Origin of the sequence: Streptomyces sp. NPDC050509, from assembly GCF_044457965.1 — a bacterium.
In the GTDB taxonomy this organism is placed as follows: Bacteria; Actinomycetota; Actinomycetes; order Streptomycetales; family Streptomycetaceae; genus Streptomyces.
On sequence record NZ_JBITHL010000003.1, the window covers coordinates 192,166 to 217,458 of the forward strand.

A 25,293-nucleotide genomic window follows, 5' to 3' on the forward strand; every position below is an offset into this window, starting at 1 on the left:
CAGGGCTGTACGCGCTCAGGGCGGGTCGTTTTCCGTGGTTCCGGGGCCCGCCCCCGCCCCCGCCGCCGTCCGCCCCCGCCCCCGTCCTCACTCGCCCGGCGCAGGCGTCCCTCGTTTGCCGGGCCGTCCCCTACGGGATGCCGGAGCCATCTCATCCGTATGTCATCCCAGAGCAGTACGGGAAGTTGCGCCCGGGGTCTGACGCTTCCGCACCCCCGATTTGGTCAGATGGACAACACCACTCCTGACCAATTCGGGTGAGAATGGCGGCGAGGAGTGGACAAGAGCAACGGACGGAAGGCCGCCGACCACGGAGGTAGGGCACACATGGCACCGAACGACAGCGCACCGGCGACCGAGGAAGACAGGGAGCCCGGTGCCGTCCGCCGCAAGGCGGCACGTTACGCGCTTCCCGTCGCGGTGGCGGGGGTGGCCGCGGCGACCATCGGACTCGTCCCGGCGCTCGCCGCGACCGGTGACCCCGAACTGCCGAAGATCAGCGCGCAGCAGCTCATCGAGAAGATCGCCGCGTCGGACACCGAGCAGCTCTCCGGCACGGTGAAGATCAGCACGAGCCTGGGGATCCCGGCGCTGGACAACCTCGGCGACCTGGCGGGCTCCTTCGCCCCGAAGGGCGAGAGCCCGGGCCAGGGCGGCGAATCCGCGGACCCCGCCACGAAGCTGACGGAGCTGGCCTCCGGCACGCACACCCTGCGGGTGGCGACGGACGGCGCCGACAAGCAGCGACTGTCGGTCCTCGACGACACCTCCGAGTACAGCCTGATCCACAACGGCGACGAGGTGTGGGCGTACGACAGCGGTTCCAACGCGGCCTACCACGCGACCGCGCCGGAGGGCGGCAAGGGCGCCAAGGGCGGCAAGGGGTCCGACGGCTCCGGGGACAAGGACCGGACCGCCCCGGAGGGCGTTCCCACCACCCCCAAGGACTTCGCCGAGCAGGCGCTGAAGGTCGCGGGCGACACGACCTCGGTGACCGTCGACGGGACGTCGAAGGTGGCCGGGCGGGACGCGTACCGGCTGCTGATCAAGCCCAAGCAGAGCGGTTCCACCGTCGGCTCCATCACGGTCGCGGTGGACGCGAAGACGGGTACGCCGCTCAAGTTCACGCTGGCGCCGAGCAGCGGCGGCAAGGCCGTGGTCGACGTGGGCTTCACGAAGGTCGACTTCGCCAAGCCCGCCGCCGGCACCTTCGACTTCACGCCCCCCAAGGGCGCGAAGGTGACGGAGGAGAGCGACGCCGGTAAGGCGGCGAAGGAGCACGGGGCGGACAACTCGGCCAAGGAGCTGCCCCTGGGGCCGGGCAGCCTCGGTGCGCTGGGCGCGCTCGGCGGCTCGGACGGCGACGTGAAGGTCATCGGCAAGGGCTGGAGCACGGTGTACGCCCTGTCGTCACCGGACGGTGGCGCGGGCGCGAAGGCCGACTCCAAGGCCGGCGCGGCGAAGCCGGAGGACGTCCCGGCCGAGGCGCAGCAGTTCATGGACGCGCTCGGCGACAAGGTCACCGGGAAGTTCGGCTCGGGGACGGTCTTCCAGACCCGTATCGTCAACGCGCTGATGACCGACGACGGCAAGGTCTACGTCGGCGCGGTCACCAAGGACGCGCTGATCAAGGCGGCCGACCAGGCCAAGTGACGCCGTGACGGACCGCCCCGCCGTGTGCACCACGCGGCGGGGCGGAACGCTGACCGGGGCCGGTCCGTTCTCGGGAGGGCACCACGGAGCGGGCCCATGGACGGGGCCACGGACGGGCCCACGGGCTGGGGGAGAAGGGGGGAGCGGGGTGACAGCGGTACCGGTACCGGCGACGGTCATCGAGACGCGCGGCCTGACCAAGCGTTACCGCGGCGGCCAGCTCGCCGTCGACCATCTCGACCTGACGGTGCCCGCGGGCACCGTCTTCGGTTTCCTCGGGCCCAACGGCTCGGGCAAGACCACCACCATCCGGATGCTGATGGGCCTGATCGAGCCCACCGCGGGATCGGCCACGCTCCTCGGCCACCGCATGCCGCGCGCCTCGCGCACCGTGCTGCCCCGGGTGGGGGCGCTGATCGAGGGGCCCGCGCTGTACGGGCACCTGAGCGGCCGGGACAATCTCGTACGGTACGACTCCGCCGACCCGACGGCCGATCCCCGCACCCGCGCCGCCCGGGTCACCGGGGCGCTGGAGCGGGTCGGGTTGACGGCGGCGGCGGGCAAGAAGGCGAAGGCGTACTCCCTCGGGATGAAGCAGCGGCTCGGGCTGGCCTCCGCACTGCTCCGCCCGCGCGCCCTGCTGGTGCTGGACGAGCCGACGAACGGGCTCGACCCGCAGGGCATGCGGGAGATCAGGACGCTGGTGCGGGAGCTGGCCGCGGACGGCACGACGGTCTTCCTCTCCTCGCACCTCCTCGACGAGATCGAGCAGGTCTGCACCCATGTCGCCGTGATGAACCAGGGGAAGCTGATCACCCAGGGGACGGTCGCCGAGCTGGCGGCCGGAACCCGGGGCGCACTCGCCGTCACCACCCCCGACCCGGGCGAGGCGGCCCGGGTGCTGAAGGAGTGCGGGGTCACGGACGTGGTGGTGGCGGGAGACCGGGTCACCGGCGAGCTTCCGGCGGGCGAGGGGGAGCCGGTCGACCCGGCCGAGCTCAACGCCGCGCTGGTCCGGGCGGGGGTGCGGGTACGGGCCTTCGGCCAGGAGCGCGCCTCGCTGGAGGACGCCTTTGTCGCGCTGACGGGGGAGGGCTTCGATGTCGCGGGCTGACGCGGGGACACAGGCCGAGGCGGGGACGCGGGCCGACTCAGGGACGCGGGCTGAAAGGGAGCCGCGGGCTGACACGGGGCCGCGGGTGCTGTGGACGTTCGGGCTGCTCCGCTCCGAGCTGTCGGTCACCTTCCGGCGCTGGCGGACCCTCGCCCTGCTGGGCGTGCTCGCCGCCGTCCCCGTCCTCATCGGCATCGCGGTGAAGATCGAGACGGGCGACGGAGGGGGCGGCGGCCGGGGCGGCGGGCCCGCCTTCATCGGGCAGGTCACCAACAACGGGCTGTTCCTGGTCTTCGCCGCGCTCGCCGCGACGCTGCCGGTCTTCCTCCCGATGGCCGTCGGCGTCATAGCGGGCGACGCGATCGCGGGCGAGGCCAACGGCGGGACGCTGCGCTACCTGCTGGTCGCCCCGGCGGGACGTACCCGGCTGCTGCTGGTCAAGTACGCCGCCACCCTGGCGTTCTGCCTGGTCGCGACGGCGGTCGTGGCCGCGTCCGCGCTCGCCGTCGGGGCGCTGCTCTTCCCGCTCGGTGACGTCACCACGATCTCCGGCGTCCGGATCTCCTTCGGCGAGGGGATCGCGCGGGCCGGGCTGATCGCCCTGGTCGTGGCCGCCTCGCTGATCGGGGTCGCGGCGCTCGGGCTCTTCATATCGACCCTGACCAACAGCGGCATCGCGGCGATGGCGGCGACGGTCGGGCTGCTGATCACGGTGCAGATCCTGGACGCGATCCCGCAGCTCCACGCCGTACAGCCGTATCTCTTCTCGCACCACTGGCTGTCCTTCGCGGACCTGCTCCGCCAGCCCGTCCTCTGGGACGGCATCGCCGAGAACCTGGGGCTCCAGGTGCTGTACGCGGCGGTGTTCGGCTCGGCGGCCTGGGCGCGCCTGACCACGCGGGACATCACGACCTGACGGGCGCCCGCCCCGCACTGCGAAGCCCCTCCCGTACTCCCCTCCCGTACGCACGGCGGCGTACGGGAGAGGCGAGGCGCACGTACAGGACGAGACGCGGGACGGGGGCTACGCGGCGCCCGAGAGCGTCCAGACCGCGTACGCGACGGCGTCGCTGTTGCGGTCGAGCGCGGTGTCGTTGATGTTCGACAGGCTGTCGCACGAGCGGTGGTAGCAGGTGTCGAAGGCGCGTCCCGAGGTGCCGCCCCACTTCTGCGCCTGCGCGGCCGTCTTGATGTAGTCGGCGCCGCTGAAGAGCCCGCCGACCGGGATGCCCACGTTCTTGAACGGGGCGTGGTCGGAGCGGCCGTCGCCCTCGGTCTCGATCTCCGTGGAGATGCCGATGCCCGCGTAGTAGTTCTTGAAGGTCTGCTCGATCGTCGGGTCGTCGTCGTAGACGAAGTAGCCCGGGTTCGGGCTGCCGATCATGTCGAAGTTCAGATAGCCGCTGATCTTCGCGCGCTCGGCGGTCGGCAGGTTGTTCACGTAGTACCGGGAGCCGACGAGCCCCAGCTCCTCCGCGCCCCACCAGGCGAACCGGAGGTGCTTCGTCGGCTTGAGCTGGGCGCGGGAGACGGCGAGCGCGGTCTCCAGGATGGCGGCCGAGCCGGAGCCGTTGTCGTTCATGCCGGCGCCCGCGGTGACGGAGTCGAGGTGCGAGCCGGCCATGACGATCTGGTTCGCGTTGCCGCCCGGCCAGTCGGCGATCAGGTTGTAGCCGGTGGCGCCGCTGGACGTGAACTGCTGTACGGAGGTGGTGAACCCGGCCGCGTCCAGCTTGCCCTTCACGTAGTTGAGCGAGGCGAGATAGCCGGCGCGGCCGTGGGCGCGGTTGCCGCCGTTGGCGGCGGCGATCGACGAGAGCTGGGTGAGGTGCGCCTTGACGTTGGCGAGCGGGATGTCGGGCGCGGCGAGCACGGCGGCCGAGGCGGACGCCGGGGCCGGGGCGGTCGCCGACTGGGCGGGGGCGGCGGCGCCGAGCAGCCCGACGAGGGCCAGCCCGGTGGCCGCGGCCGTCGCGGCGGCGGTCGTTCTGCGGCCGGGTATTCGGCCGGGCGCCGAGCCGGGCGCCGAGCCGGGCGCCGACGCGGGCGCCGAGCCGGATATCGGACCGGGCGTGGGGCCGGTCGTGCGGCGCATTCCAGGAACGGAGAGCTTCATGTGGGGGCTCCGGATTCCGAACGGGGACGGGACGGAACGTGCGAGACGCCCCACGACGGCAGCGGCGTGAGGCGTTGAAGCTTGCTGGAGCGTGCGAAAGCTGGTGGTGCGTGTGAAAGCTGATGGTGCGCTGTGCGTGGTGAATGGTGGGGGAGAGCGTGACACTGCGTCAAGAGCGGGAACCGGTCAGACATGTTCGCTGAGCGGACACGCCCGCGGGCCTCACCCCTGGATACCGCGCAGGAGGTTACGGATCAGGGCGTCCGCGAAGGCGGTGTCAAGCGCCTCGTCCGGCAGCAGAAGGCGGTGGTAGCAGGCGCCCCAGAGCTGGTCCACCACCACCTGGGGGTCCACATCGGCGCGGATCTGGCCGAGGCGCCGCGCCCGGGTGAGCCGTTCGACCGCGAGGAGGCGGCGCGGATGGGTGTAGTGCGTCGTGAGGGCGGCGGCCAGGGCCGGATCGGTCTGCGCCGCGCCGACGAGCTGGGCGATCACCTGTCCGGCGGGCGGTTCGGTGAGCAGGCCGACGAAGGCGTGGAGCTGGGCGGTGAGGTCACGCTCGATGTCGCCGGTGTCCGCGAACCTGAGGGTGTCCTCGACGGACGCGAAGTAGGCCTCGAAGGCCAGGGCGCCCGGCGAGGACCACCACTTGTACAGCGTCATCTTGCTCGCGCCGGCGCGGGCGGCCACCTTCTCGAAGGTGACCTCGGCCAGCCCCGCCTCGAACAGGATCGCGCCGGCCGCCTCCAGCACCGCCTGCCGTACCTGCGCGGCGGGCCGCCTGCCCCGGCCGCGCCGGACGGGCTCCGTCGGCTCCATCCGTCCCACTCCTCTCCTCGGCTTGCGGTAGGTGGACGGCCAGTCTACATTTTTAAATGGACGAACAGTCCATTAATGACGAGAGGCCGAACACCATGGATGCCACCACCGCACCCGCCCCGCGCGTCGCGATCGTCACCGGAGCCTCCGGGGGCATCGGCCGCGCCGTCGCCGAACGCCTGGCCGCCGACGGCCTCGCCGTGGTCGTGCATTACGGCCGCGACGCGTCCCGGGCGCAGGAGGTCGTGGACGCCGTCACGGCGGCCGGCGGGACCGCGACCGCGTTCGGCGGCGATGTCGCCGACGAACAGGAGATGGCCGCGCTCTTCGAGACGGCCGCGCAGCGGTACGGCGGGGTCGACGTGGTCGTGAACACGGCCGGCATCATGCTGCTGGCGCCGGTCGCGGAGTTGGACCTCGCCGACTTCGACCGGATGCACCGCACCAACGTGCGCGGAACGTTCGTCGTCTCCCAACTGGCCGCCCGGACCCTGCGCCCCGGCGGCGCGCTGGTCAACTTCTCCACGTCCGTCACCCGGCTCCAGTTGCCCACGTACGCCGCCTACGCCGCCACCAAGGGCGCCGTCGAGGCGATGACGCTGATCCTCGCCCGCGAACTGCGCGGCCGTGACGTGACGGTGAACGCCGTCGCCCCGGGCCCGACCGCCACACCGCTGTTCCTGGACGGCAAGCCGCAGCAGGTCGTCGACGCCATCGCGGCCCAGTCCCCGATGGAGCGCCTCGGCACCCCGGCCGACATCGCGGAAACCGTCGCCTTCCTGGCCGGGCCCGCCCGCTGGATCAACGGCCAGGTCCTCTACGCCAACGGCGGCGTCGCATGACGCTCAGGGGGCCGGCCCGCCCCTCGCCCAAGCAGTAGAGGACAGACTCTGTCCTCTACCCCTGCCATCGTGGCGTACGAGCCGTTCGGGAGGCATCGCTCCTGGTCGCGGCGTACTCACCACACCGAAGCAGGGAGCAGCCCATGTCCCGGAAACTGGGACGGACCGGCACCGAGGTCACCGCGCCATGACCGTCCTCGACGCCCGCGCCCTCAACCGCGCCACCCTCGCCCGCCAGCACCTGCTCACACGAGCCGACACCTCCGTGCCGGATGCGGTGGCCCACCTGTGCGGCCTCCAGGCGCAGGAGCCCCAGGAACCCTTCACCGGGCTGTGGTCCCGCCTGTCCGGCTTCACGCCCGAGCGGCTGGACGGCGCGCTGACCGGCCGTACGGTGGTACGCACCCACCTGATGCGCCGCACCGTCCACCTCGTCACCGCCGACGACGCGCTCGCCTGGCGAGCCCGCCACGACGCCATGCTGCGCCAGCGGGTCCTGGGCACCTACCGGAGCGAACTGGCCGGCATCGACCTGGACGAGGTCGCCGCCGCGGGCCGCGCGGTCCTGGCCGACGGGCAGCCCCGCACCATGAGCGAGCTCGTAGGGGCCGTCGAGGACCGCTGGCCCGGCCCGCCACGCCGTGTCCTGGGCGAACTGCTCGTCGCGGCCCTCATCCCGATGGCCCAACTCCCGCCGCGCGGCCTGTGGCAGCGGACCGCGGGCGTACGCAACCTGCCGATGGCCACCTGGCTGGAACGGGACATCGCCCCCCTGCCCGCCGACGGTGACGATCCCGTCGGGCAGCGCTTGCTGCACCGCTACCTCGCCGCGTACGGGCCCGCCGCCGGCGCGGACCTGCGCGCCTGGTCCGGCCTCGCCGGTCTTCCCGCCGCGATCAGAGCCGCACGGGCCCGGGGCGAACTGGTCGTCTTCCGCGACGAACGAGGCCGCGAACTGCTCGACCTGCCCGACGCACCCCGCCCCGACCCGGACACCCCGGCGCCCGTCCGGTTCCTCCCGGCCTTCGACAACGCGATCCTCGGCTACCAGGACCGCGGCCGCATCATCGACGCAGCCCACCTCGGTGTGTCCGTCGCGGGCCACCGCACGGTCCTGGTCGACGGCCGCGTCACCGCCACATGGACCGCACGCGACCACCGACTCCGGATCAGCCCCCTGCGCCCCCTCACCGCCCCGGAACAGGAAGCCGTCCACGCCGAGGCCCAGGACCTGGCCACCTTCCTGGACGACGGCATCGAGCAGATCCACCTCGACACCGGGAACTGAGAGCCGGTTCAGGCGGCGGGGAAGGCGCCTTGCCGGAGACCGGCGACGAAGGTTCCCCAGGTGCCCGGGGTGAGCGCGAGGGTGGGGCCGTGGGGGTTCTTGGAGTCCCGAACGGGGACGATGCCGTGCGACGCGACGAGGTTGGCGGCGACCTCGACGCACTGGCCGCCGTTGCCGCTGTAGGAGGACGTGAACCAACGCGGGGGTTCGGTCGTCACGGGGTGAAGGCTCCCCGCTGAACGCCCCCGACGAATGCCGCCCAAGTGCTCGGGGCGAGCGCGAGGGTGGGGCCTTGGGGGTTCTTGGAGTCTCGGACGGGGACTATGCCCTGTGAGGCGGCGAGGTTGGCGGCGACCTCGATGCACTGGCCGCCGTTCTCGCTGTAGGAGGACGTGAACCAACGGGGGGATTCGGTCGTCACTGAATGCCCTTTCGTCGTTTGGGCCTCGCTGCGTAGAGGGGCGGGGCCCTGTTTCAGGCGGTGGTGAAGGCTCCCTGCTGAACGCCCCCGAGGAATGCCGCCCAGGTGCCCGGGGTGAGTGCCAGGGCGGGGCCTTGGGGGTTCTTGGAGTCCCGGACGGGGACGGTGTCATGTGTGGTGGCGAGGTTGGTGGCCACCTCCACGCAGGCACCGCCGTTGTCGCTGTACGAGGACTTGAACCAACGCGGGGGTTCGGTCGTCACGGGGTGCCCTTTCGCAACTGTTCGATCATGGCTACGGATGCCGCCTGCGAGAGCGCTTCGGCCTGTAGTTGATGGTAGGCCGTCAGTATGGGCAGTACGGAAGTGCTTTCCCGTTCAAGATAACCCCGCTGGGCGGACTCGGCGTAGGACATGAGTGAGCGGTCCGGCATCGTCAGGATATAGAGCGGCAGGTTGAACGGACGGCGTGCTCCCATCACGAACGGGGCGATCTGGAGCACGGTATTGGGCAGCTCGGCGAACTCCACCAGGCGTGCCAACTGGGCGTCCATGGCCGCTGCATCGCCGATGGGCCGACGGATGCAACTCTCGTCCAGTACCACGAAGATCAGCGGCGAAGACGCACGGACGAGAGCCGCTTGGCGCTCCGCGACGATCGTCACCCGCTCGTGCGCCTGCTCGCGGGTGATCGCTCCCCGTTTGACGGCGCTGGTCGCGAGGACGGTTGCGTACTCCGGTGTCTGCAACAACCCGGGGATGATGCCGATTTCGAACAGCCTGATCTCCGCCGCCCGGCCCTCGTGCCCGACGTACTCGGGGAAGCCCTCCAACAAGCTGCCGTGTCGGATCTCGCGCCACTGGCGTTCGAACGTGTCGGCCGTGGTGCCGGTTCCGAAGGCAACGTCAGCGCGCCGCGAAAAGCGCAAGGTTGGCATCTTGCGACCCGTTTCTACGGCCGAAATATGCGTGCTGGAATATCCCGTCCGATCGGCAAGATCCTCCTGCTTCCATCCGTGAGCCTCCCGTGAACTGCGCACGCGTGCCCCGTAGGCGGCTTGCGGACTGCTGTCGGGATTTAACTCCTTGCGGTTCAAGGGGCATCACCAAGCTTTCGTCCGTGTCTGACACGTTGAACGGTTCTCGACTCTACGCCACGCTGACCGCCCTGAGTAGTGAGACCGCTACGGAGAGGAGCGGACCGTGTCCGGAGACGCCCCCACCCCCAACGAACCCATGTCACCCGTGGAGCGGCGCCGGTTGGGGATCTCGCCGGCCGTGCCGTACCCCCCGGTCGACCTCGCCCCCGTGCCCGGCTGCGAGCTCTGTGCCTGGTGGGCCAGTCGCCGGGAAAACGCGCATCGCGGGATCGGTACGACCACCGCGATGGACTGCGCTCGGCAGATCGCGGCGCATCCGCACCGCCGGGCGGGGGACGCGAAATGACAGCCGGGGCCGAACTCCGGTTGGGCATGGCGGTGTTCGACCGGAGGACGGACATGCCGGGTGTCATCCGCTCGTTCGCCGGGCCGGTGGTCTGTCTGGTCCGGCCTTCGGGCCTCACCTGGCAGGCCACGCTGATCTCGGTCCGTCCGGCGACGGCGCGGGAACGGGCTCAGCTCCGTGCCCTCGCGAAGCTGCACAGGAAGCAGCGGCCGGCCGCCCGGAGGCGGGCGTGAGTGCCGTACGTCTCTGCAACGTGACCGTGGTCGGCGAGGGACCGGTCAACGGTACGTGGGTACGCGTCGTCCTCGCCGTCCGGCAGGCGACGTCCCCGGACCGCGCCATGTCCTTTCTGCGCCGCCAGGCCCGGCGTATCGCCTCCGGCCTCGATCCCGACCCGCGTTCCGGGTGGATCCCCGTGGGCACGCTCGTCCGGGCGGAGAGCCGGGTTCCGGATGTGCCCGCCGAACTCCGTTCGTGGTGCCGCGACCCCGAGGCGCAGAGGGCCGCACGGAACCAGCTCGTCGCGGGCGGGGAGTTCGCTCTCAGCGCCGCCGACCACAGCGGGGTCTACCTCTTCAGGGTGCTGCCCGTACCGGCGTACGTACCGGCTCCGGGGTCGGGTCCGGGGCCGGGTCCGGAACCGTCTGACCTGCGGTGATCGTCCGTCAGGCTCCGTTGTCAGTGCCTCCCCATAGTGTGGGGACATCGCTTGGGGAACCCCGGAGAAGGAGTGGAAACGTGTCCGTCAACAAGATCCAGCACAAGGTCAATCACGTCGCGCTGGTCGTGGACTGCTCGGGTTCCATGCGTCCGCACCAGAGCCAACTCATCCGTGTCGTGGACGAGTTCGTGGCGGGCCTGAAGGCCGAGTCGGACAGCCTCGGTCATGAGACCCGGATCAGCCTCTACTCCTTCGACCACCAGGTGGAGAACCTGGTCTGGGACATGGACGTGAAGCATCTGCCGTCCATGCAGGGCCTGTACAAGGTCAACAACGGCGCCACGGCCCTCATCGAGGCCTCTCTGAAGTCCCTGGACGACCTGGGACACATCTGGGAGGAGTACGGCGAGCACAGCTTCCTCCAGATCGTGGTGACGGACGGGGAGGAGAACGCCTCCGGCGGCGACCGGCGGCACAACGGCGACATGACCATCCTCGGCCCCTGGCTCGACAGGATCGCGGCGAAGATGGGCGGGCTTCCTGGCCACTGGACGTCCGCGATCCTCGTCCCGAACTCCCTGGCGAAGCGCACCGCCCAGAACTACGGCTTCCCGGCCGGGAACATCGCCATCTGGGACGCGGATTCCCAGGCGGGTGTCGAGGAGGCGATCGGTACCGTGCGCGCGGCGGCCACCAGCTTCCTCCGTGGCCGCGAGCAGGGTGTGCGCGGTACGAAGAACCTGTTCGCGGTCGGCCAGGACATATCGGTCGACGATGTGCGGGCGAACCTCGAACCGGTCCCGGCCGACACGTACCGACTCCTGAAGGTCGACACGGAGATGGAGATCCGGGCCTTCGTCGATTCGCATCCGGGTGTGACGTACGAGCGCGGGTCGTGCTACTACCAGCTCGGCACCCGGGTTCAGGTTCAGCCCGACAAGGAAGTCATCGTGGTCGAGAAGGACACCGACCGCGCGTACACGGGCGACGCGGCGCGCAGCCTTCTGTTCGGCACGGGTATCCAGGGGACGGTCTCCGTGAAGGCGGGGCGTAATCCCAAGTTGGAGGTGTACGTGCAGAGTCGTTCGGTGAACAGGAAGCTCAAGGCGAAGACGCGGCTGCTGATCATGCTCTGACATGCGCCAGAAGGGCCGTGGCGCGGGTGGTCCGGTGCGGGCGCCGTGAGCCTCCGGGGGTCAGCGCTCGGGGTCCCCGGCCGCCGGTTCCGGGGTGAGCGGCGAGGTGAGCGGGGGCGAGGTGAGCGGGGGCGTGAGGGGCAGGGCGGCCGGGTCGGTGGCCGACGGGGCGGGGGAGCTCGCCTTCTCCCGGGCGAGCGCGGCCAGCCGTACCGCCTCCGCCCGTGTCCTGCGGGCCGTCCGCAGCGCGTCCCAGGTCAGGATCGTCAGCGCCAGCCACACCAGCGAGAAGCCCGCCCAGCGCTCGGCCGGCATCGCCTCGTGGAAGTAGAGGACGCCCAGCAGGAACTGGAAGACCGGCGCCAGGTACTGGAGCAGCCCCAGCGTCGACAGCGGTACGCGGATCGCCGCCGCGCCGAAGCAGATCAGCGGCACGGCGGTGACGAGCCCGGTCGAGGCCAGCAGCGCGACGTGCCCGGCGCCCTCCGAGCCGACGGTGGCCGAGCCGGTCGCGCTCAGCCACACCAGATAGCCGAGGGCGGGCAGGAACAGCACCGTGGTCTCGGCCGTCAGCGACTCCAGACCGCCGATGTTGATCTTCTTCTTGGCCAGGCCGTACGTCGCGAACGAGAAGGCCAGCGTCAGCGAGACCCACGGGGGCTGCCCGGTCCCCACGGCGAGCACCACCACCGCCGAGAAACCGATGAGGACCGCTGCCCACTGGGCGGGGCGCAGCCGCTCCTTGAGCAGCAGTACGCCCATGGCGATGGTCACCAGCGGGTTGATGAAGTACCCGAGGGACGCCTCGACCACATGGCCGGCGTTGACCGACCAGATGTAGACGCCCCAGTTGACGGTGATCGTGGCGGCGGCCACCGTGATGAGCGCCAACTTGCGGGGCTGCCGCAGCAGTTCCGGTATCCAGGCCCAGCGGCGCAACACCAGCAGCGCGACGGCCACGAAGGCCAGCGACCAGACCATCCGGTGGGCGAGGATCTCCATCGCCCCGGCCGGCTTGAGGAGCGGCCAGAACATCGGGACCAGTCCCCACATCCCGTAGGCGCCGATCCCGTACAGCAGCCCCGCCCGCTGTTCGTTCTCCGACTTCACTGGCCCTCCCCGCCCTGTGCCGCCCCGAGCTCGTCCTCGATGAAGGTAGCGGGACACGGGGTGCGGTGTCATGTCCGTATCGTCATACGGTCATGACGAGCGTGGGCCGGGTGCGAGGCCGGAGAGGGGGCGCGAGGCCGGAACGGGCGCCGCCCGGCGAGCCGTCAGCCCTTGAGCGCCTCGGCGATCGTGTCGGCGAGCGGCGTGGTGGGCCGGCCCGCCAGTCGCGCCAGATCGCCCGGCGTGGCGGCGAGGCGCCCGCGCTCGATCGCCCGGTCCACGTCGGCGAGGATGGCCGGCAGCGGCTCGGGCAGCCCGGCGCCGGCCAGGATCCCCCGCAGGGTCTCCTCCGACACGCTGTTGTACGCGATGGTCCTGCCGGTCTGGCGCGACAGCTCCGCCGCGTACTCGGCGAAGGACCACGCCGTGTCGCCGCTCAGCTCGTAAGCCTTGTTCAGGTGGCCTTCGCCGGTCAGTACGGCGGCGTCCGCGGCGGCGTAGTCCGCGCGGGTCGCCGAGGCGACCCGGCCCTCGCCCGCGGCGGCGAGAACGGCGTCGTTCTCCAGCACGGGCGCCAGGTTGTCGGTGTAGTTCTCGGTGTACCAGCCGTGGCGCAGGAAGGTGTACGGCAGCCCCGAGTCGAGGATGAGCTGCTCGGTCACCCGGTGCTCGGCGGCCAGGTCGAAGTCGGCGTCGGGGCCGCCGAGGGCACCGGTGTAGGCGAGCTGGGCCACGCCCGCCGCCTTCGCGGCGTCGATGGCGGCGCCGTGCTGGGCCGCGCGCTTGCCGACCTCGCTGCCGGAGATCAGCAGCACCCGGTCGCCGGCCCGGAAGGCGTTCTTCAGCGAGGCGGGGTCGTCGTAGTCGGCGACCCGCAGCTCGACCCCGCTCGCCACCAGGCCCGCGGCCTTCTCCTTGTTCCGTACGACGGCGGCGATCCCGTCGGCCGGGACGTCGGCGGCGAGCAGGGCCTCGATGACCAGACGGCCGAGGTGTCCGGTGGCTCCGGTGACGACGATGCTCATGGGGGTCTCTCCAGTTCGTGCGGTGTGCTGTGCCTGTCTTCGCGTTCCTGCACTCACCCTACGGATGGCACTAACTTAGGGAAAGTACCCACTTCAAAGTAAGGTACTGGCATGGACGTAAGCGTAAAGCTCGATGTGAACCAGCAGATGTGTCCCTCCCGGCTGATCCTTGAGCACGTCACCAGCCGCTGGGGCGTGCTCGTCCTCGCCGCGCTGCTGGAGCGCTCGTACCGCTTCAGCGAGCTGCGGCGCGAGATCGGCGGCGTCAGCGAGAAGATGCTTGCGCAGACCCTCCAGACCCTGGAACGCGACGGCTTCGTCCATCGTGACGCCAGGCCCGTCATCCCGCCACGCGTCGACTACACGCTGACCGCGCTGGGGCAGGAGGCCGCCGAGCAGGTGTGGGCGCTGGCGCGCTGGACGGAGCGGCGCGCGGAGGAGGTCCTCAAGGCCCGCGAGGTGTACGACGAGGCCCGGACCTCCTAGTCCGTACCAGTGATACGGATCAGGGGATCCGGGCCTCGTGAGGAGCGCCGGCGAGGGGCGTCGGTGAAGGGCGCCGGTGAGCGGCGTCGCGTCAGCCGACGACCGTCCAGGTGTCGCCACCGGCGAGCATCGTCGCCAGATCGCCCTTGCCGCGCTGCTCGACGGCCGCGTCGAGCTGCTCCGACATCAGCGTGTCGTACACCGGCCGCCGCACGCTGCGCAGCACACCGATCGGCGTGTGGTGCAGCGTGTCCGCGTCCGCGAGCCGCGAGAGCGCGAACGCGGTGGTCGGGCTCTCCGTGTGCGCGTCGTGGACGAGGATCCGCGACTCGTTCTCCGGGGTGACGGCCACGACCTGGAGGTCGCCGGTCGCCTGGTCCCGGATCACGCCCTTCGAACCGCCCGCGCCGAAGCGGATGGGCTGCCCGTGCTCCAGCCGGATCACGGCTTCCTCGGCCTTCTCCTTGTCCTTGAGGACCTCGAAGGCGCCGTCGTTGAAGATGTTGCAGTTCTGGTAGATCTCCACCAGCGCCGTGCCGGGGTGGTCCGCGGCCTGTCTCAGCACCTCCGTGAGGTGCTTGCGGTCCGAGTCGACCGTACGGGCCACGAACGACGCCTCCGCGCCGATCGCCAGCGACACCGGGTTGAAGGGCGCGTCGAGCGATCCCATCGGTGTCGACTTGGTGATCTTCCCGACCTCGGAGGTGGGGGAGTACTGGCCCTTGGTCAGTCCGTAGATCCGGTTGTTGAACAGCAGGATCTTCAGATTGACGTTCCGGCGCAGCGCGTGGATGAGGTGGTTGCCGCCGATGGAGAGCGCGTCACCGTCGCCCGTGACCACCCAGACCGAGAGATCGCGGCGCGAGGTCGCGAGCCCGGTGGCGATGGCGGGGGCGCGGCCGTGGATGGAGTGCATCCCGTACGTGTTCATGTAGTAGGGGAAGCGGGAGGAGCAGCCGATGCCGGAGACGAAGACGATGTTCTCCTTGGCCAGGCCCAGCTCGGGCATGAAGCCCTGGACCGCGGCCAGCACCGCGTAGTCACCGCAGCCGGGGCACCAGCGCACTTCCTGGTCCGACTTGAAGTCCTTCATGGACTGCTTGGCCGTGGCCTTGGGGACCAGGGTCAGCAGTTCGCCCGCGAGGGGCGCCGGACCAGGCGTACCCGTTGTTGTACCCGGCAGGCGCGGGGCGCCGCCCGATGCCACGTCGGACGTCGTCGTCTCAGACATCAATGGCCTCCTTGAGGGCCGTGGCGAGCTGTTCCGCCTTGAACGGCATGCCGTTGACCTGGTTGTACGAGTGGGCGTCGACCAGGTACTTCGCCCTCAGCAGCGTCGCGAGCTGACCGAGGTTCATCTCCGGGACCACGACCTTGTCGTACCGCGCGAGAACGTCTCCCAGGTTGCGCGGGAACGGGTTGAGATGGCGCAGATGGGCCTGGGCGATCGGCTCGCCCGCCTTGCGCAGCCGGCGGACCGCCGCCGTGATCGGACCGTACGTGGACCCCCACCCGAGGACGAGCGTGCGCGCCCCGTCCGGGTCGTCCACCTCCAGGTCGGGGACCTGGATGCCGTCGATCTTGGCCTGACGGGTGCGGACCATGAAGTCGTGGTTGGCCGGGTCGTACGAGATGTTGCCCGTGCCGTCCTGCTTCTCGATACCGCCGATCCGGTGTTCGAGACCGGGTGTGCCGGGCACCGCCCAGGGGCGGGCCAGGGTGTGCGGGTCGCGCTTGTACGGCCAGAACACCTCGGTGCCGTCGGCCAGCTCGTGGTTGGGGCCGGTCGCGAACTGAACCCGCAGGTCCGGAAGTTCGTCCTGCTCCGGGATGCGCCAGGGCTCGGAGCCGTTGGCGAGGTAACCGTCGGAGAGCAGGAACACCGGCGTGCGGTAGACCAGCGCGATCCGCGCGGCCTCCAGCGCCGCGTCGAAGCAGTCCGCCGGGGTGCGCGGCGCGACCACCGGGACGGGGGCCTCGCCGTTGCGCCCGTACATCGCCTGGAGCAGGTCGGCCTGCTCCGTCTTGGTGGGCAGCCCGGTGGAGGGGCCGCCCCGCTGGATGGCGACGACCAGCAGCGGCAGCTCCAGGGAGACCGCGAGCCCGATCGTCTCCGACTTGAGCGCCACGCCGGGGCCCGAGGTGGTCGTCACGGCGAGCGAGCCGCCGAAGGCCGCGCCGAGCGCCGCACCGATGGCCGCGATCTCGTCCTCGGCCTGGAACGTCCGTACACCGAAGTTCTTGTGCTTGGACAGCTCGTGCAGGATGTCGGAGGCCGGGGTGATCGGGTACGAGCCGAGGTAGAGCGGCAGCTCCGCCTGGTGACCGGCGGCGACCAGACCGTACGACAGGGCGAGGTTCCCCGAGATGTTGCGGTACGTGCCGGCCGGGAACGCGGCGCCCGCCGGGGCGACCTCGTAACTGACCGCGAAGTCCTCGGTCGTCTCGCCGAAGTTCCAGCCCGCGCGGAACGCGGCCACGTTCGCCTCGGCGATCTGCGGCTTCTTCGCGAACTTGGCCCGCAGGAAGCGCTCCGTACCCTCGGTCGGCCGGTGGTACATCCACGACAGAAGACCGAGCGCGAACATGTTCTTCGAACGCTCCGCCTCCTTGCGGGAGAGCCCGAACTCCTTCAGCGCCTCGATCGTCAGCGTCGTCAGCGGCACCGGGTGGACCTGGTAGCCGTCGAGCGAGCCGTCCTCCAGCGGAGAGACCGCGTAACCGACCTTGGCCATGGGGCGCTTGGTGAACTCGTCGGTGTTCACGATGATGTCCGCGCCGCGTGGCACGTCGCCGATGTTGGCCTTCAGCGCCGCCGGGTTCATCGCGACCAGCACGTTGGGCGCGTCACCCGGGGTGAGGATGTCGTGGTCGGCGAAGTGGAGCTGGAACGAGGAGACGCCCGGCAGGGTCCCGGCGGGGGCCCGGATCTCGGCGGGGAAGTTCGGCAGGGTCGACAGGTCGTTCCCGAACGACGCGGTCTCGGAGGTGAACCGGTCACCCGTGAGCTGCATCCCGTCACCGGAGTCACCCGCGAAACGGATGATCACCCGTTCCAGCCGGCGGACCTCCTTCTCACCGGCCCTGCCGTCGTTCCCCTCGGTCTCTCCGTCGTTCCCGGCGGTCGTCGCGCCTGTCGGGCCGCTGCCCGACAGGCGCGCATCGCCGGAATCGCTCGGATCGCTCGCGTCGTTGGCCTCATCGGCCTGCTCGGCTGGGCTACTGACCTGGCTGGTCACTGAACTGGACCTCCCTACGAGGCGGCGGCTCGGGACTGACCGGCCGCCCGGCAGTCCGGATACCACCCTACGTGGGTAAGGGTCGCCTTCCTTGGGACAGCCATATGGCGGACGCTCTTTTGAGACGCCGTGTCGTACCAATTTGTCGGTTTTATTACGGTCTATCCGCTCCTTGGTCTCCCCGGCGCCGAGCGCTCCGCTCTCAGCCTTTGGGTGTAGGGCTTGCGACCTACGGCGCGGGGACGCGGACGGCGTTACCGGCCCCGGAGCGGACCGATCAGTTCCGCGGAACCGGTCAGTTCCGCAGATACGTCAGCACGGCCAGCACCCGGCGGTGATCCCCGTCACTCGGCGAAAGACCGAGCTTCAGGAAGATGTTGCTCACATGCTTCTCGACCGCCCCGTCACTCACGACGAGCTGCTTGGCGACCGCCGAGTTCGTCCGTCCCTCGGCCATCAGCCCGAGCACCTCGCGCTCACGCGGCGTCAGCCCGGCCAGCACATCCTGCTTCCGGCTCCGGCCCAGGAGCTGCGCCACCACCTCGGGATCCAGCGCCGTACCGCCCCTGGCCACCCGGACCACGGCGTCCACGAACTCCCGGACCTCGGCCACCCGGTCCTTGAGCAGATAGCCGACGCCCGAGCTGCTGCCCGCCAGCAGCTCGGTGGCGTACTGCTCCTCGACGTACTGCGACAGCACCAGCACGCCTATCCCCGGATGGTCCCGGCGCAGCCGCACGGCCGCCCGTACCCCCTCGTCGGTGTGGGTCGGCGGCATCCGTACGTCCGCCACCACCACGTCCGGCAAGGTGTTCCGGTCCGCCAGCTCCCCGACGGTCTTGATCAGGGCCTCCCCGTCACCGACACCCGCGACCACGTCGTGCCCACGGTCGGTCAGCAACCGGGTCAGGCCCTCCCTGAGCAGCACTGAGTCCTCGGCGATGACCACCCGTACCCTGTCCTCCACGACCTTCATCCCCCATGTCGAAGTGTGTCCGCCCCCTGCGTCCTCCAGCATCCCAGTATTCGGATGGCGCCGTGGCAACCAGCACCTAATTCCGCCCGGCCGGGGCACGGCACGCGTCCCCGGCCGGCCCACGGCACGCGGAAGCCCCCGGAGGCCGGAGCCCCGGGGGCGGAGCGCGCTCGCGCCGCTCGTCGTGTTTCTGTTCCTGCGTTCGTACGCGGTCGGGTCGGTCGTCGTGTCCGGTCAGCCGCGCCAGGGCAGTTCCGCCGTGACCGTCGTCGGGCCGCCGGCCGGGGAGTCGACGACCAGGACGCCGTCCACCGCGTCCAGCCGCTCCGTCAGCCCGGCGAGCCCGCTGCCCGCCGCCGCGTCCGCCCCGCCCACGCCGTCGTCCGTGACCTGGAGCATCAGCCGGCCCTCCGTCTGCCAGACGTCCACGGTGGCCCGCCGGGCCCGGGAGTGCTTGCTGACGTTCTGGAGCAGCTCGGAGACGGTGAAGTACGCGATGCCCTCGATCGCCGCGGCGGGCCTGGCCGGCAGGTCGACGTCGACCGTCACCGGAACCGTGCAGCGGGACGCGATCGCGGAGAGCGCCGCGTCGAGCCCCCGGTCGGTGAGCACGGCCGGGTGGATGCCGCGCGCCAGGTCCCGCAGCTCCTGGAGAGCCGTCTTCACCTCACCGTGCGCCTCGTCCACCATGACGGCGGCGGCCTGCGGGTCCTCCGCCAGCTTCTCCTTCGCCAGCCCCAGATCCATCGCCAGGGCGACGAGACGGGCCTGCGCTCCGTCGTGCAGGTCGCGTTCGATACGGCGCAGGTCGGCGGCGGCCGTGTCCACGACCACCCCGCGGTCGGACTCCAGCTCGGAGACCCGGCTGGCCAGCAGCGACGGGCCGAGCAGGCCGAGCACCATCAGCCGGTCCATGCCCGTCAGCCCGCGGATCAGCCAGGGGGAGACCAGCACCAGCAGGAACCCGAGCACGCTGGTGACGGCTATCTCGAAGGGGGTGTCGACATAGAAGCCGTTGCCGTCGGTGTTGATCCCCATGCCGGGCTGGCCCCAGTGGGCCGGGTACACCCACTGGTACAGCGGATAGAGGAACAGCGACCAGCTCACGCACCAGAACGTCACGGAGACCACGAACGCGAACGTCGCCCACGGCAGGTGCAGCACCGCGTACAGCAGATGGCGCCAGGACACCCCGCTCTTCAGGATCGCGCCCACCCAGGACAGCAGCCCGCTCTTCTTGCCCCTGACCGGCGCGGGCTCCGCCACGTCGAGGCCCAGCAGCGCCCGCGCGCGGGCCCGCTCCAGCATGCCGAAGGCACGGCAGCCGGCCAGCGAGGCGGCCAGCACGGGGATACCGAGGAAGGTGACGAGCAGCCCGGTACCGACGGCGGTCATGGCCACCGCGTAGGCGAACAGCGCCACGCTGATCGGCAGGCTCAGCAGCAGATAACCGAACTCACGCCACATGCGGCCCTCGACGGGGGCGCGCAGGGGCAGGGGGAGAACGTGGGGGCGTGACCGCGATCCGTAGTCGATGGCCATCTGTGGTGTCCGTTCTGCGAGTCTGCGGACGAGGGGCGAGGGGCGAGGCGAGAGGGGGAGCGCGAGGGGAGCGCAAAGGAGGGGCGAGGAGTACGAGGGGGTCTTGCTGTACGTCCATGCTCCCGGCGCGCCGGGCACCGCACCATGAGGCCGGTATCCCTCTTCACCCTGGGGTTTTCCCCACCCCCGGGAGGGTGGAGTGCCCGACGGTGCGCGTGATGCGCGTGTGGGGCCCACGGACGGTCCGTGAGCCCCACAAGGGAGGGAGAGGGGAGAGGTCGAGCGGCGGGGGGACGGGGGGTCAGGCCTTGCCTCGCTCGCGCCAGGGCAGTTCGGCGGTGACGACCGTGGGGCCGCCCTCCGGGGAGTCGAGTACGAAGAGCCCGTCGACCGCGCCGAGCCGCTCGGCCAGCCCGGACATCCCCGTACCGCCGTCCAGCCGCGCGCCGCCGCGCCCGTCGTCCCGTACCTGGATCAGCAGCCGGTCGTCAGCGCGCCACACGTCGACGGCCGCCGACCGCGCCGCGCTGTGCTTGCTGATGTTCTGGAGCAGTTCGGAGACGGTGAAGTACGCGATGCCCTCGATCGCCTCGGCGGGCCGCTCACCCAGATCGACGGTCACCTTCACCGGGACCGTGCAGCGGGACGCGATGGACGACAGCGCCGCGTCGAGCCCCCGGTCGGTCAGGACGGCCGGATGGATGCCGCGCGCGAGGTCCCGCAGCTCCTGGAGGGCGAGCTTCACCTCGCCGTGCGCCTCGTCCACCATGTCGGCCGCCGCCTTCGGGTCCTCCAGCAGCTTCTCCTTGGCGAGCCCGAGCCCCATCGCGAGCGCGACGAGGCGGGCCTGCGCTCCGTCGTGCAGGTCGCGTTCGATACGGCGCAGGTCGGCGGCGGCCGTGTCCACGACCACCCCGCGGTCCGACTCCAGCTCCGCGATCCGCCGCTCCAGCTCGTCGGAGGGCGAGAGCAGGCCGCGCACCATGGCCCGGTCGGCGTTGGCGAGCCCGCGCGCGATGTGCGGCAGCACCGGCCAGAGCACGAAGAACCCCACCAGCGTGACGGAGAACGTCACCACCCCCCAGGGCAGCCGGACGAACCCGTACAGCACCGTCCGCCACGCCACCGGATCCTTCAACCCGGCCCACACCCACCCGAAGAAGCCCTCGGAGCCGCCGCGCTTTTTGGCCTGTCCCTTACGGCTGCGCCCGCGGCCTCCGGAGCCGTGCAGGGGGCTCGGCTCGTCGATCCGTACGCCCAGCAGCGCGCGCGCCCGCGCGCGCTCCGCCCGGCCGAGCAGCCGCGCGCCCGTCAGCCCGGCGACCAGCCACGGCAGCCCGATGACGGTCACCGACAGGCCCACGCCGGTGAACACCGTGAACGTCGCGTAGACGAAACCGGCCACGGCCACCGGCAGATTGCTCAGGAGATAGGCGATCTCCTTCCAGGTGTGCCGGTCGTACGCGAAACGCGCCGGGGGCGGCCGGTCGTCATCGGGGAGGACGCTGTGGGCGGTCAGGCTCGCGGTCATAAGCACCAAGGCTGCCCGGCCCGGAAGCCGGGCGCCATGGGGTGGCTGGGTCAGTTGACGGTGGGGATAACCCCACTAAGAGAGACGGGCTGCTTACTGATTCTTTAGCAGGGCCTAGACTCCCGTGCGTACAGATCGTCGAAGAAGTCGATGAAGTCGCTATGAGGTCAGGGAGCGAGGGGCGGACGTGTCGCAACCGACCGTTCTCGCGTCGGACTACTTCCAGAGCTATTCGGTCGTCGGGCTGCTCGCGGTCGTCGGTGTGCTGTTCGTCGCCGTCGCCTTCGGAGCGGGCCGGCTGCTGCGGCCGGTGGTGCCGACGCCGGAGAAACTGCTCACGTACGAATGCGGGGTGGACCCGGTGGGCGAGGGGTGGGCCCACACACAGGTCCGCTACTACGTCTACGCGTTCCTCTACGTGATCTTCGCGGTCGACTCGATCTTCCTGTTCCCGTGGGCGACCGTGTTCGCCGCGCCCGGGTACGGGGCCACGACGCTGGTCGAGATGTTCATCTTCCTCGGCTTCCTGGCCGTGGGACTGCTCTACGCATGGAAGAAGGGCGTCCTGGAATGGACGTGACCCCCGCCGCCGACAAGGCCGCAGGCCCCGCCGCGGCCTCCGGATCCGCCGCGGCCGACGGCGCCACGCCGGTCTCCGTGCCCGTACCGCTGCCGGAGCCGAAACGCCTCGGGGTGCTCTCCCGGCTGGCGCCCGAGCCGATGAAGGTCGTCCTCAACTGGGGCCGCCGCTACAGCCTCTGGGTCTTCAACTTCGGACTCGCCTGCTGCGCGATCGAGTTCATCGCCGCCTCCATGGCCCGGCACGACTTCATCCGGCTCGGCGTGATCCCCTTCGCGCCGGGGCCGCGCCAGGCGGACCTGATGGTCGTCTCCGGCACGGTCACGGACAAGATGGCCCCGGCCGTCAAGCGGTTGTACGAGCAGATGCCCGAGCCCAAGTACGTGATCTCCTTCGGCGCCTGCTCCAACTGCGGCGGCCCGTACTGGGACTCCTACTCGGTGACGAAGGGCGTCGACCAGATCATCCCGGTCGACGTCTACGTACCGGGCTGCCCGCCGCGCCCCGAGGCGCTGCTCCAGGGCATCCTGAAGCTCCAGGAGAAGATCGCCCGCGAATCGCTCAAGGAGCGGTACGCGACGGGCGGCAGGCCCTCCACCGCCGCACTGCGCAGCGGCCTGGTCCCGGCCCCGCCGACCCCGGGCACGGGTTCGGGCACGGGTACGGACTCCGGTTCGGGCACGGGTTCGGGTACGACGGGTGCGACAGGGGAGTCGGCGTCGTGAGCGCTTCCGACCAGGCCGCCGCGGCCGGTTACGACCGGCTGCCCGACGCTGCCGCCGAGATCTTCGGCGAGGGTGCCACGGCCGAGCTGGCGTACGACCTGCTCACGGTCGACGTGCCCGCCGCGTCCTGGATCAGCGCCCTCGAAACCGCCCGGTCCACCCTGGGCTGCACCTACTTCGACTGGCTGAGCGCCGTCGACGAACAGGGCACCGGCTTCCGGGTCTGCGCCCATGTCGCCGCCGTCGCACCGGGTACGGTCCGCCGCCTGCTCGTCCGGACGACCGTCCCGCACGACGCGGCCGTCCTGCCCACCGCCATCGGCGTCTACGCGGGCGCGGGCTGGCACGAACGGGAGACGCACGAGATGTTCGGCGTCGCCTTCACCGACCACCCGAACCTCGTCCCGCTCCTGCTCCCCGAGACCTTCGAGGGACACCCGCTGCGCAAGGACTTCGTCCTCGCGGCCCGCGTCGCGAAGGCGTGGCCGGGCGCCAAGGAGCCGGGCGAGTCCGAGCACGGCGGCCCCAAGCGCCGCCAGATGCTCCCGCCGGGCGTCCCCGACCCGAACGAATGGGGCCCCCTCAAGGGCCAGCTCCCCCCGGCCCCGGCCCGCCCCGCGCGCGGCGCCCGTGCAGCCGGGGCCGCCTCCGGTGACCGCCCGGCGCGCCGGCCGCGCGCCGCGGCGGACGAAGCCGCCGGTACGACGCCGGGCGCGGCCCCGCCCCCGGCGGCCCCGGCCCGCCGGGCGCGCAGCGTCTCCGAGGGCTCGACCTCCCAGCGCCCCGAACGGCCCGCCCCGGACGCGCCCTGGCGCCGCCCGAGCCCGGCCACGGACGGCACGGAACCCGAGCAGGCAACCAAACCCGAGCCGACGGCCCAACCGGAGCAGGCGGCAAAGCCCGAGCCCGAGCCGACGGCCCAACCGGAGCAGGCAGCGAAGCCCGAGCCCGAGCCGACGGCCAAACCGGAGCCCGAGCCCGACGCCACGCCCAAACCCGAGCCCCGCCCCGAGAACGACCGACCGGAACCGGAAGGAGACGCGTGAACGACGTACTCGACGTCGCCCTCCGGCTGGTCATCGTCTTCGCCGTGTTCATGGTCGTCCCCCTCGTGGTCGGGCAGGCCGAACACAAGGTGATGGCCCATATGCAGGGCCGCCTCGGCCCCATGCACGCGGGCGGTTTCCACGGCTGGGCCCAGCTCGTCGCGGACGGGGTGAAGTTCGCGCAGAAGGAGGACATCGTCCCGGCCGAGGCCGACCGGCGGGTCTTCCAGCTCGCCCCGGCCGTCTCCCTCCTCCCGTACCTCCTCGTGGTCCTCGTGATCCCGATCGGTCCCGGCGAGGGTGCGGTCGGCCAGGTCGTCGACGCGGGCATCTTCTTCGTGCTCGCCGTGATGGGCATCGGCGTGCTCGGTTCGCTCATGGCGGGCTGGGCCTCGGCCAACAAGTTCTCCCTCCTGGGCGGGCTGCGCACCGCCGCGCAGCTCCTCGCGTACGAACTGCCCATGCTGCTCGCCGCCGCGTCCGTCGCGATGGCCGCCGGCACCGTCTCCCTGATCGGCATCCTCGACGCCTTCCAGTGGTGGTGGCTGCCCTGGCAGATCGTCGGCGCGCTGGTCTTCTTCACCGCGGGCCTCGCGGAGCTCCAGCGTCCGCCCTTCGACATGCCGGTCGCCGACTCCGAGATCATCTTCGGCGCCTACACCGAGTACACCGGTCTGCGCTTCGCCCTGTTCCTGCTCGCCGAGTACGCGGGCATCGTCGTCCTGTGCGGACTGACCACCGTCCTCTTCCTCGGCGGCTGGCACGGCCCGCTCGGCGCCGACGGTCTCGGCTGGGTCTGGACCCTCCTCAAGACCGCCGTCCTCGCCTTCGTCGTGATCTGGCTGCGGGTGAGCTACCCGCGCATGCGCGAGGACCAGCTCCAGAAACTCGCCTGGACCGTACTCATCCCCCTCGCTCTCGCGCAGATCGCGCTCACCGGCATCGTGAAGGTGGCGATCAGCTAACCATGTCCCCGATCCCCGGATCCGGCCTGGCCAAGGGCCTCGCCGTCACCCTGCGGACGATGACGAAGAAGACCGTCACCGCGCAGTACCCCGAAGCACAGCCCGAACTCCCGCCCCGCTCCCGGGGCGTGATCGGCCTGTTCGAGGAGAACTGCACGGTCTGCATGCTCTGCGCCCGTGAGTGCCCCGACTGGTGCATCTACATCGACTCCCACAAGGAGACGGTCCCGGCGGCGGCCCCCGGTGGCCGCGAGCGCAGCCGTAACGTCCTCGACCGGTTCGCCATCGACTTCTCGCTCTGCATGTACTGCGGTATCTGTATCGAGGTCTGTCCTTTCGACGCGCTGTTCTGGTCACCGGAGTTCGAGTACGCGGAGACGGACATCCTCGAACTCACCCACGAGCGGGACAAGCTCCGCGAGTGGATGTGGACGGTGCCGGCGCCGCCCGCGCTCGACCCCGCCGCCGAGGACCCGAAGGAGCTCGGCGCGGCCCGCAAGGCAGTGGAGAAGCTCGCCGCGGCGGCCCAGCAGGAGCGGGAGGCAGGGGAGTGAGCCTCGCAGCGGCCACGGC

The 25,293-nt window shown here is 71.0% G+C and carries 26 protein-coding genes and 1 pseudogene; 14 read left to right on the forward strand and 13 right to left on the reverse strand.

Annotated elements, in window-relative coordinates:
- The first annotated feature begins 327 nt into the window (after positions 1 to 327).
- From ACIBJC_RS09920 to ACIBJC_RS09930, 3 genes are all read left to right on the forward strand, one after another.
- Positions 328 to 1,653 carry an outer membrane lipoprotein carrier protein LolA gene (locus ACIBJC_RS09920; RefSeq protein ID WP_399290145.1) on the forward strand — a complete coding sequence of 442 codons (1,326 nt, stop codon included), beginning with the start codon at positions 328 to 330 and terminating at the stop codon, positions 1,651 to 1,653.
- Between the two features lie 148 nt (positions 1,654 to 1,801).
- Positions 1,802 to 2,767, forward strand: a complete 966-nt coding sequence (locus ACIBJC_RS09925; RefSeq protein ID WP_399290147.1) for an ATP-binding cassette domain-containing protein — start codon at positions 1,802 to 1,804, stop codon at positions 2,765 to 2,767.
- A complete protein-coding gene (locus ACIBJC_RS09930) occupies positions 2,754 to 3,683 on the forward strand; it encodes an ABC transporter permease (protein ID WP_399290149.1) in 930 nt (309 codons plus the stop codon). Before ACIBJC_RS09925 ends, ACIBJC_RS09930 begins: the two co-directional genes overlap by 14 nt.
- Before the next feature lie 114 nt (positions 3,684 to 3,797).
- Here ACIBJC_RS09930 and ACIBJC_RS09935 read toward each other — a convergent pair.
- Positions 3,798 to 4,769 (reverse strand): annotated as a pseudogene (locus tag ACIBJC_RS09935) (M28 family metallopeptidase); the annotation flags it as partial.
- 336 nt (positions 4,770 to 5,105) lie between these two features.
- Positions 5,106 to 5,702 carry a TetR/AcrR family transcriptional regulator C-terminal ligand-binding domain-containing protein gene (locus ACIBJC_RS09940; RefSeq protein ID WP_399290151.1) on the reverse strand — a complete coding sequence of 199 codons (597 nt, stop codon included), beginning with the start codon at positions 5,700 to 5,702 and terminating at the stop codon, positions 5,106 to 5,108.
- A gap of 95 nt (positions 5,703 to 5,797) precedes the next feature.
- Between ACIBJC_RS09940 and ACIBJC_RS09945 the strand changes: the two genes are divergently transcribed.
- Both ACIBJC_RS09945 and ACIBJC_RS09950 read left to right on the forward strand, forming a co-directional pair.
- Positions 5,798 to 6,544: an SDR family oxidoreductase gene (locus ACIBJC_RS09945; protein WP_399290153.1), complete on the forward strand. Its 747-nt coding sequence runs from the start codon at positions 5,798 to 5,800 to the stop codon at positions 6,542 to 6,544.
- Between the two features lie 187 nt (positions 6,545 to 6,731).
- The gene (locus ACIBJC_RS09950) at positions 6,732 to 7,832 is read left to right on the forward strand and encodes a winged helix DNA-binding domain-containing protein (protein ID WP_399290155.1); all 1,101 of its coding nucleotides are present in this window, start codon (positions 6,732 to 6,734) and stop codon (positions 7,830 to 7,832) included.
- A gap of 8 nt (positions 7,833 to 7,840) precedes the next feature.
- Here ACIBJC_RS09950 and ACIBJC_RS09955 read toward each other — a convergent pair whose 3' ends face one another.
- From ACIBJC_RS09955 to ACIBJC_RS09970, 4 genes are read right to left on the reverse strand one after another with little or no spacing between them, the layout of a single operon-like run.
- Entirely contained in the window at positions 7,841 to 8,050 is a 210-nt protein-coding gene (locus tag ACIBJC_RS09955; protein ID WP_399290157.1) for a DUF397 domain-containing protein, read from the reverse strand.
- Positions 8,047 to 8,253: a DUF397 domain-containing protein gene (locus ACIBJC_RS09960; RefSeq protein WP_399290159.1), complete on the reverse strand. Its 207-nt coding sequence runs from the start codon at positions 8,251 to 8,253 to the stop codon at positions 8,047 to 8,049. The genes ACIBJC_RS09955 and ACIBJC_RS09960 overlap by 4 nt, the downstream gene beginning before the upstream one ends.
- Positions 8,254 to 8,306: 53 nt before the next feature.
- Entirely contained in the window at positions 8,307 to 8,516 is a 210-nt protein-coding gene (locus tag ACIBJC_RS09965; protein WP_399290161.1) for a DUF397 domain-containing protein, read from the reverse strand.
- On the reverse strand, positions 8,513 to 9,349 hold the full coding sequence (locus ACIBJC_RS09970; protein WP_399290163.1) for a Scr1 family TA system antitoxin-like transcriptional regulator: 837 nt from the start codon (positions 9,347 to 9,349) through the stop codon (positions 8,513 to 8,515). Before ACIBJC_RS09970 ends, ACIBJC_RS09965 begins: the two co-directional genes overlap by 4 nt.
- A 345-nt stretch (positions 9,350 to 9,694) precedes the next feature.
- Between ACIBJC_RS09970 and ACIBJC_RS09975 the strand changes: the two genes are divergently transcribed.
- The 3 genes from ACIBJC_RS09975 to ACIBJC_RS09985 all read left to right on the forward strand — a co-directional run bounded on the left by ACIBJC_RS09975 (position 9,695) and on the right by ACIBJC_RS09985 (position 11,495).
- Positions 9,695 to 9,931, forward strand: a complete 237-nt coding sequence (locus ACIBJC_RS09975; RefSeq protein ID WP_399290165.1) for a hypothetical protein — start codon at positions 9,695 to 9,697, stop codon at positions 9,929 to 9,931.
- Positions 9,928 to 10,356: a hypothetical protein gene (locus ACIBJC_RS09980; RefSeq protein ID WP_399290167.1), complete on the forward strand. Its 429-nt coding sequence runs from the start codon at positions 9,928 to 9,930 to the stop codon at positions 10,354 to 10,356. Before ACIBJC_RS09975 ends, ACIBJC_RS09980 begins: the two co-directional genes overlap by 4 nt.
- A gap of 80 nt (positions 10,357 to 10,436) precedes the next feature.
- Entirely contained in the window at positions 10,437 to 11,495 is a 1,059-nt protein-coding gene (locus ACIBJC_RS09985; RefSeq protein ID WP_329828506.1) for a vWA domain-containing protein, read from the forward strand.
- Between the two features lie 60 nt (positions 11,496 to 11,555).
- Here the strand turns inward: ACIBJC_RS09985 and rarD are convergent, their stop codons facing one another.
- Positions 11,556 to 12,605, reverse strand: a complete 1,050-nt coding sequence (gene rarD / locus ACIBJC_RS09990; protein ID WP_399290169.1) for an EamA family transporter RarD — start codon at positions 12,603 to 12,605, stop codon at positions 11,556 to 11,558.
- 164 nt (positions 12,606 to 12,769) lie between these two features.
- On the reverse strand, positions 12,770 to 13,630 hold the full coding sequence (locus tag ACIBJC_RS09995; protein WP_399290171.1) for an SDR family oxidoreductase: 861 nt from the start codon (positions 13,628 to 13,630) through the stop codon (positions 12,770 to 12,772).
- Between the two features lie 111 nt (positions 13,631 to 13,741).
- On the opposite strand from ACIBJC_RS09995, the gene ACIBJC_RS10000 reads away from it, so the two are divergent.
- Positions 13,742 to 14,116 carry a winged helix-turn-helix transcriptional regulator gene (locus ACIBJC_RS10000; protein WP_399290173.1) on the forward strand — a complete coding sequence of 125 codons (375 nt, stop codon included), beginning with the start codon at positions 13,742 to 13,744 and terminating at the stop codon, positions 14,114 to 14,116.
- A gap of 91 nt (positions 14,117 to 14,207) precedes the next feature.
- Here the strand turns inward: ACIBJC_RS10000 and ACIBJC_RS10005 are convergent, their stop codons facing one another.
- From ACIBJC_RS10005 to ACIBJC_RS10025, 5 genes are all read right to left on the reverse strand, one after another.
- A complete protein-coding gene (locus ACIBJC_RS10005) occupies positions 14,208 to 15,209 on the reverse strand; it encodes a 2-oxoacid:ferredoxin oxidoreductase subunit beta (RefSeq protein WP_399291151.1) in 1,002 nt (333 codons plus the stop codon).
- 130 nt (positions 15,210 to 15,339) lie between these two features.
- Positions 15,340 to 17,355: a 2-oxoacid:acceptor oxidoreductase subunit alpha gene (locus tag ACIBJC_RS10010; protein WP_399290175.1), complete on the reverse strand. Its 2,016-nt coding sequence runs from the start codon at positions 17,353 to 17,355 to the stop codon at positions 15,340 to 15,342.
- A gap of 295 nt (positions 17,356 to 17,650) precedes the next feature.
- Positions 17,651 to 18,331 carry a response regulator transcription factor gene (locus tag ACIBJC_RS10015; protein WP_329828513.1) on the reverse strand — a complete coding sequence of 227 codons (681 nt, stop codon included), beginning with the start codon at positions 18,329 to 18,331 and terminating at the stop codon, positions 17,651 to 17,653.
- Positions 18,332 to 18,565: 234 nt separating this feature from the next.
- Entirely contained in the window at positions 18,566 to 19,873 is a 1,308-nt protein-coding gene (locus ACIBJC_RS10020; RefSeq protein ID WP_399290178.1) for a sensor histidine kinase, read from the reverse strand.
- Positions 19,874 to 20,174: 301 nt separating this feature from the next.
- Positions 20,175 to 21,404, reverse strand: coding sequence for a sensor histidine kinase (locus tag ACIBJC_RS10025; protein WP_399290180.1), 1,230 nt, complete (start codon positions 21,402 to 21,404; stop codon positions 20,175 to 20,177).
- A gap of 187 nt (positions 21,405 to 21,591) precedes the next feature.
- Here ACIBJC_RS10025 and ACIBJC_RS10030 point away from each other — a divergent pair, with 187 nt between their 5' ends.
- The 5 genes from ACIBJC_RS10030 to ACIBJC_RS10050 are packed head-to-tail and all read left to right on the forward strand — an operon-like array spanning position 21,592 to position 25,274.
- On the forward strand, positions 21,592 to 21,984 hold the full coding sequence (locus tag ACIBJC_RS10030) for an NADH-quinone oxidoreductase subunit A (RefSeq protein ID WP_240045916.1): 393 nt from the start codon (positions 21,592 to 21,594) through the stop codon (positions 21,982 to 21,984).
- Positions 21,975 to 22,709, forward strand: coding sequence for an NADH-quinone oxidoreductase subunit B (locus ACIBJC_RS10035; protein ID WP_399290183.1), 735 nt, complete (start codon positions 21,975 to 21,977; stop codon positions 22,707 to 22,709). The genes ACIBJC_RS10030 and ACIBJC_RS10035 overlap by 10 nt, the downstream gene beginning before the upstream one ends.
- Entirely contained in the window at positions 22,706 to 23,755 is a 1,050-nt protein-coding gene (locus ACIBJC_RS10040) for an NADH-quinone oxidoreductase subunit C (protein WP_399290185.1), read from the forward strand. Before ACIBJC_RS10035 ends, ACIBJC_RS10040 begins: the two co-directional genes overlap by 4 nt.
- Entirely contained in the window at positions 23,752 to 24,720 is a 969-nt protein-coding gene (locus ACIBJC_RS10045; protein ID WP_399290187.1) for an NADH-quinone oxidoreductase subunit H, read from the forward strand. Before ACIBJC_RS10040 ends, ACIBJC_RS10045 begins: the two co-directional genes overlap by 4 nt.
- 2 nt (positions 24,721 to 24,722) lie before the next feature.
- Positions 24,723 to 25,274 (forward strand): NuoI/complex I 23 kDa subunit family protein, encoded by a 552-nt coding sequence (locus tag ACIBJC_RS10050; RefSeq protein ID WP_399290189.1) that lies wholly within the window; start codon positions 24,723 to 24,725, stop codon positions 25,272 to 25,274.
- Positions 25,275 to 25,293: the final 19 nt, after the last annotated feature.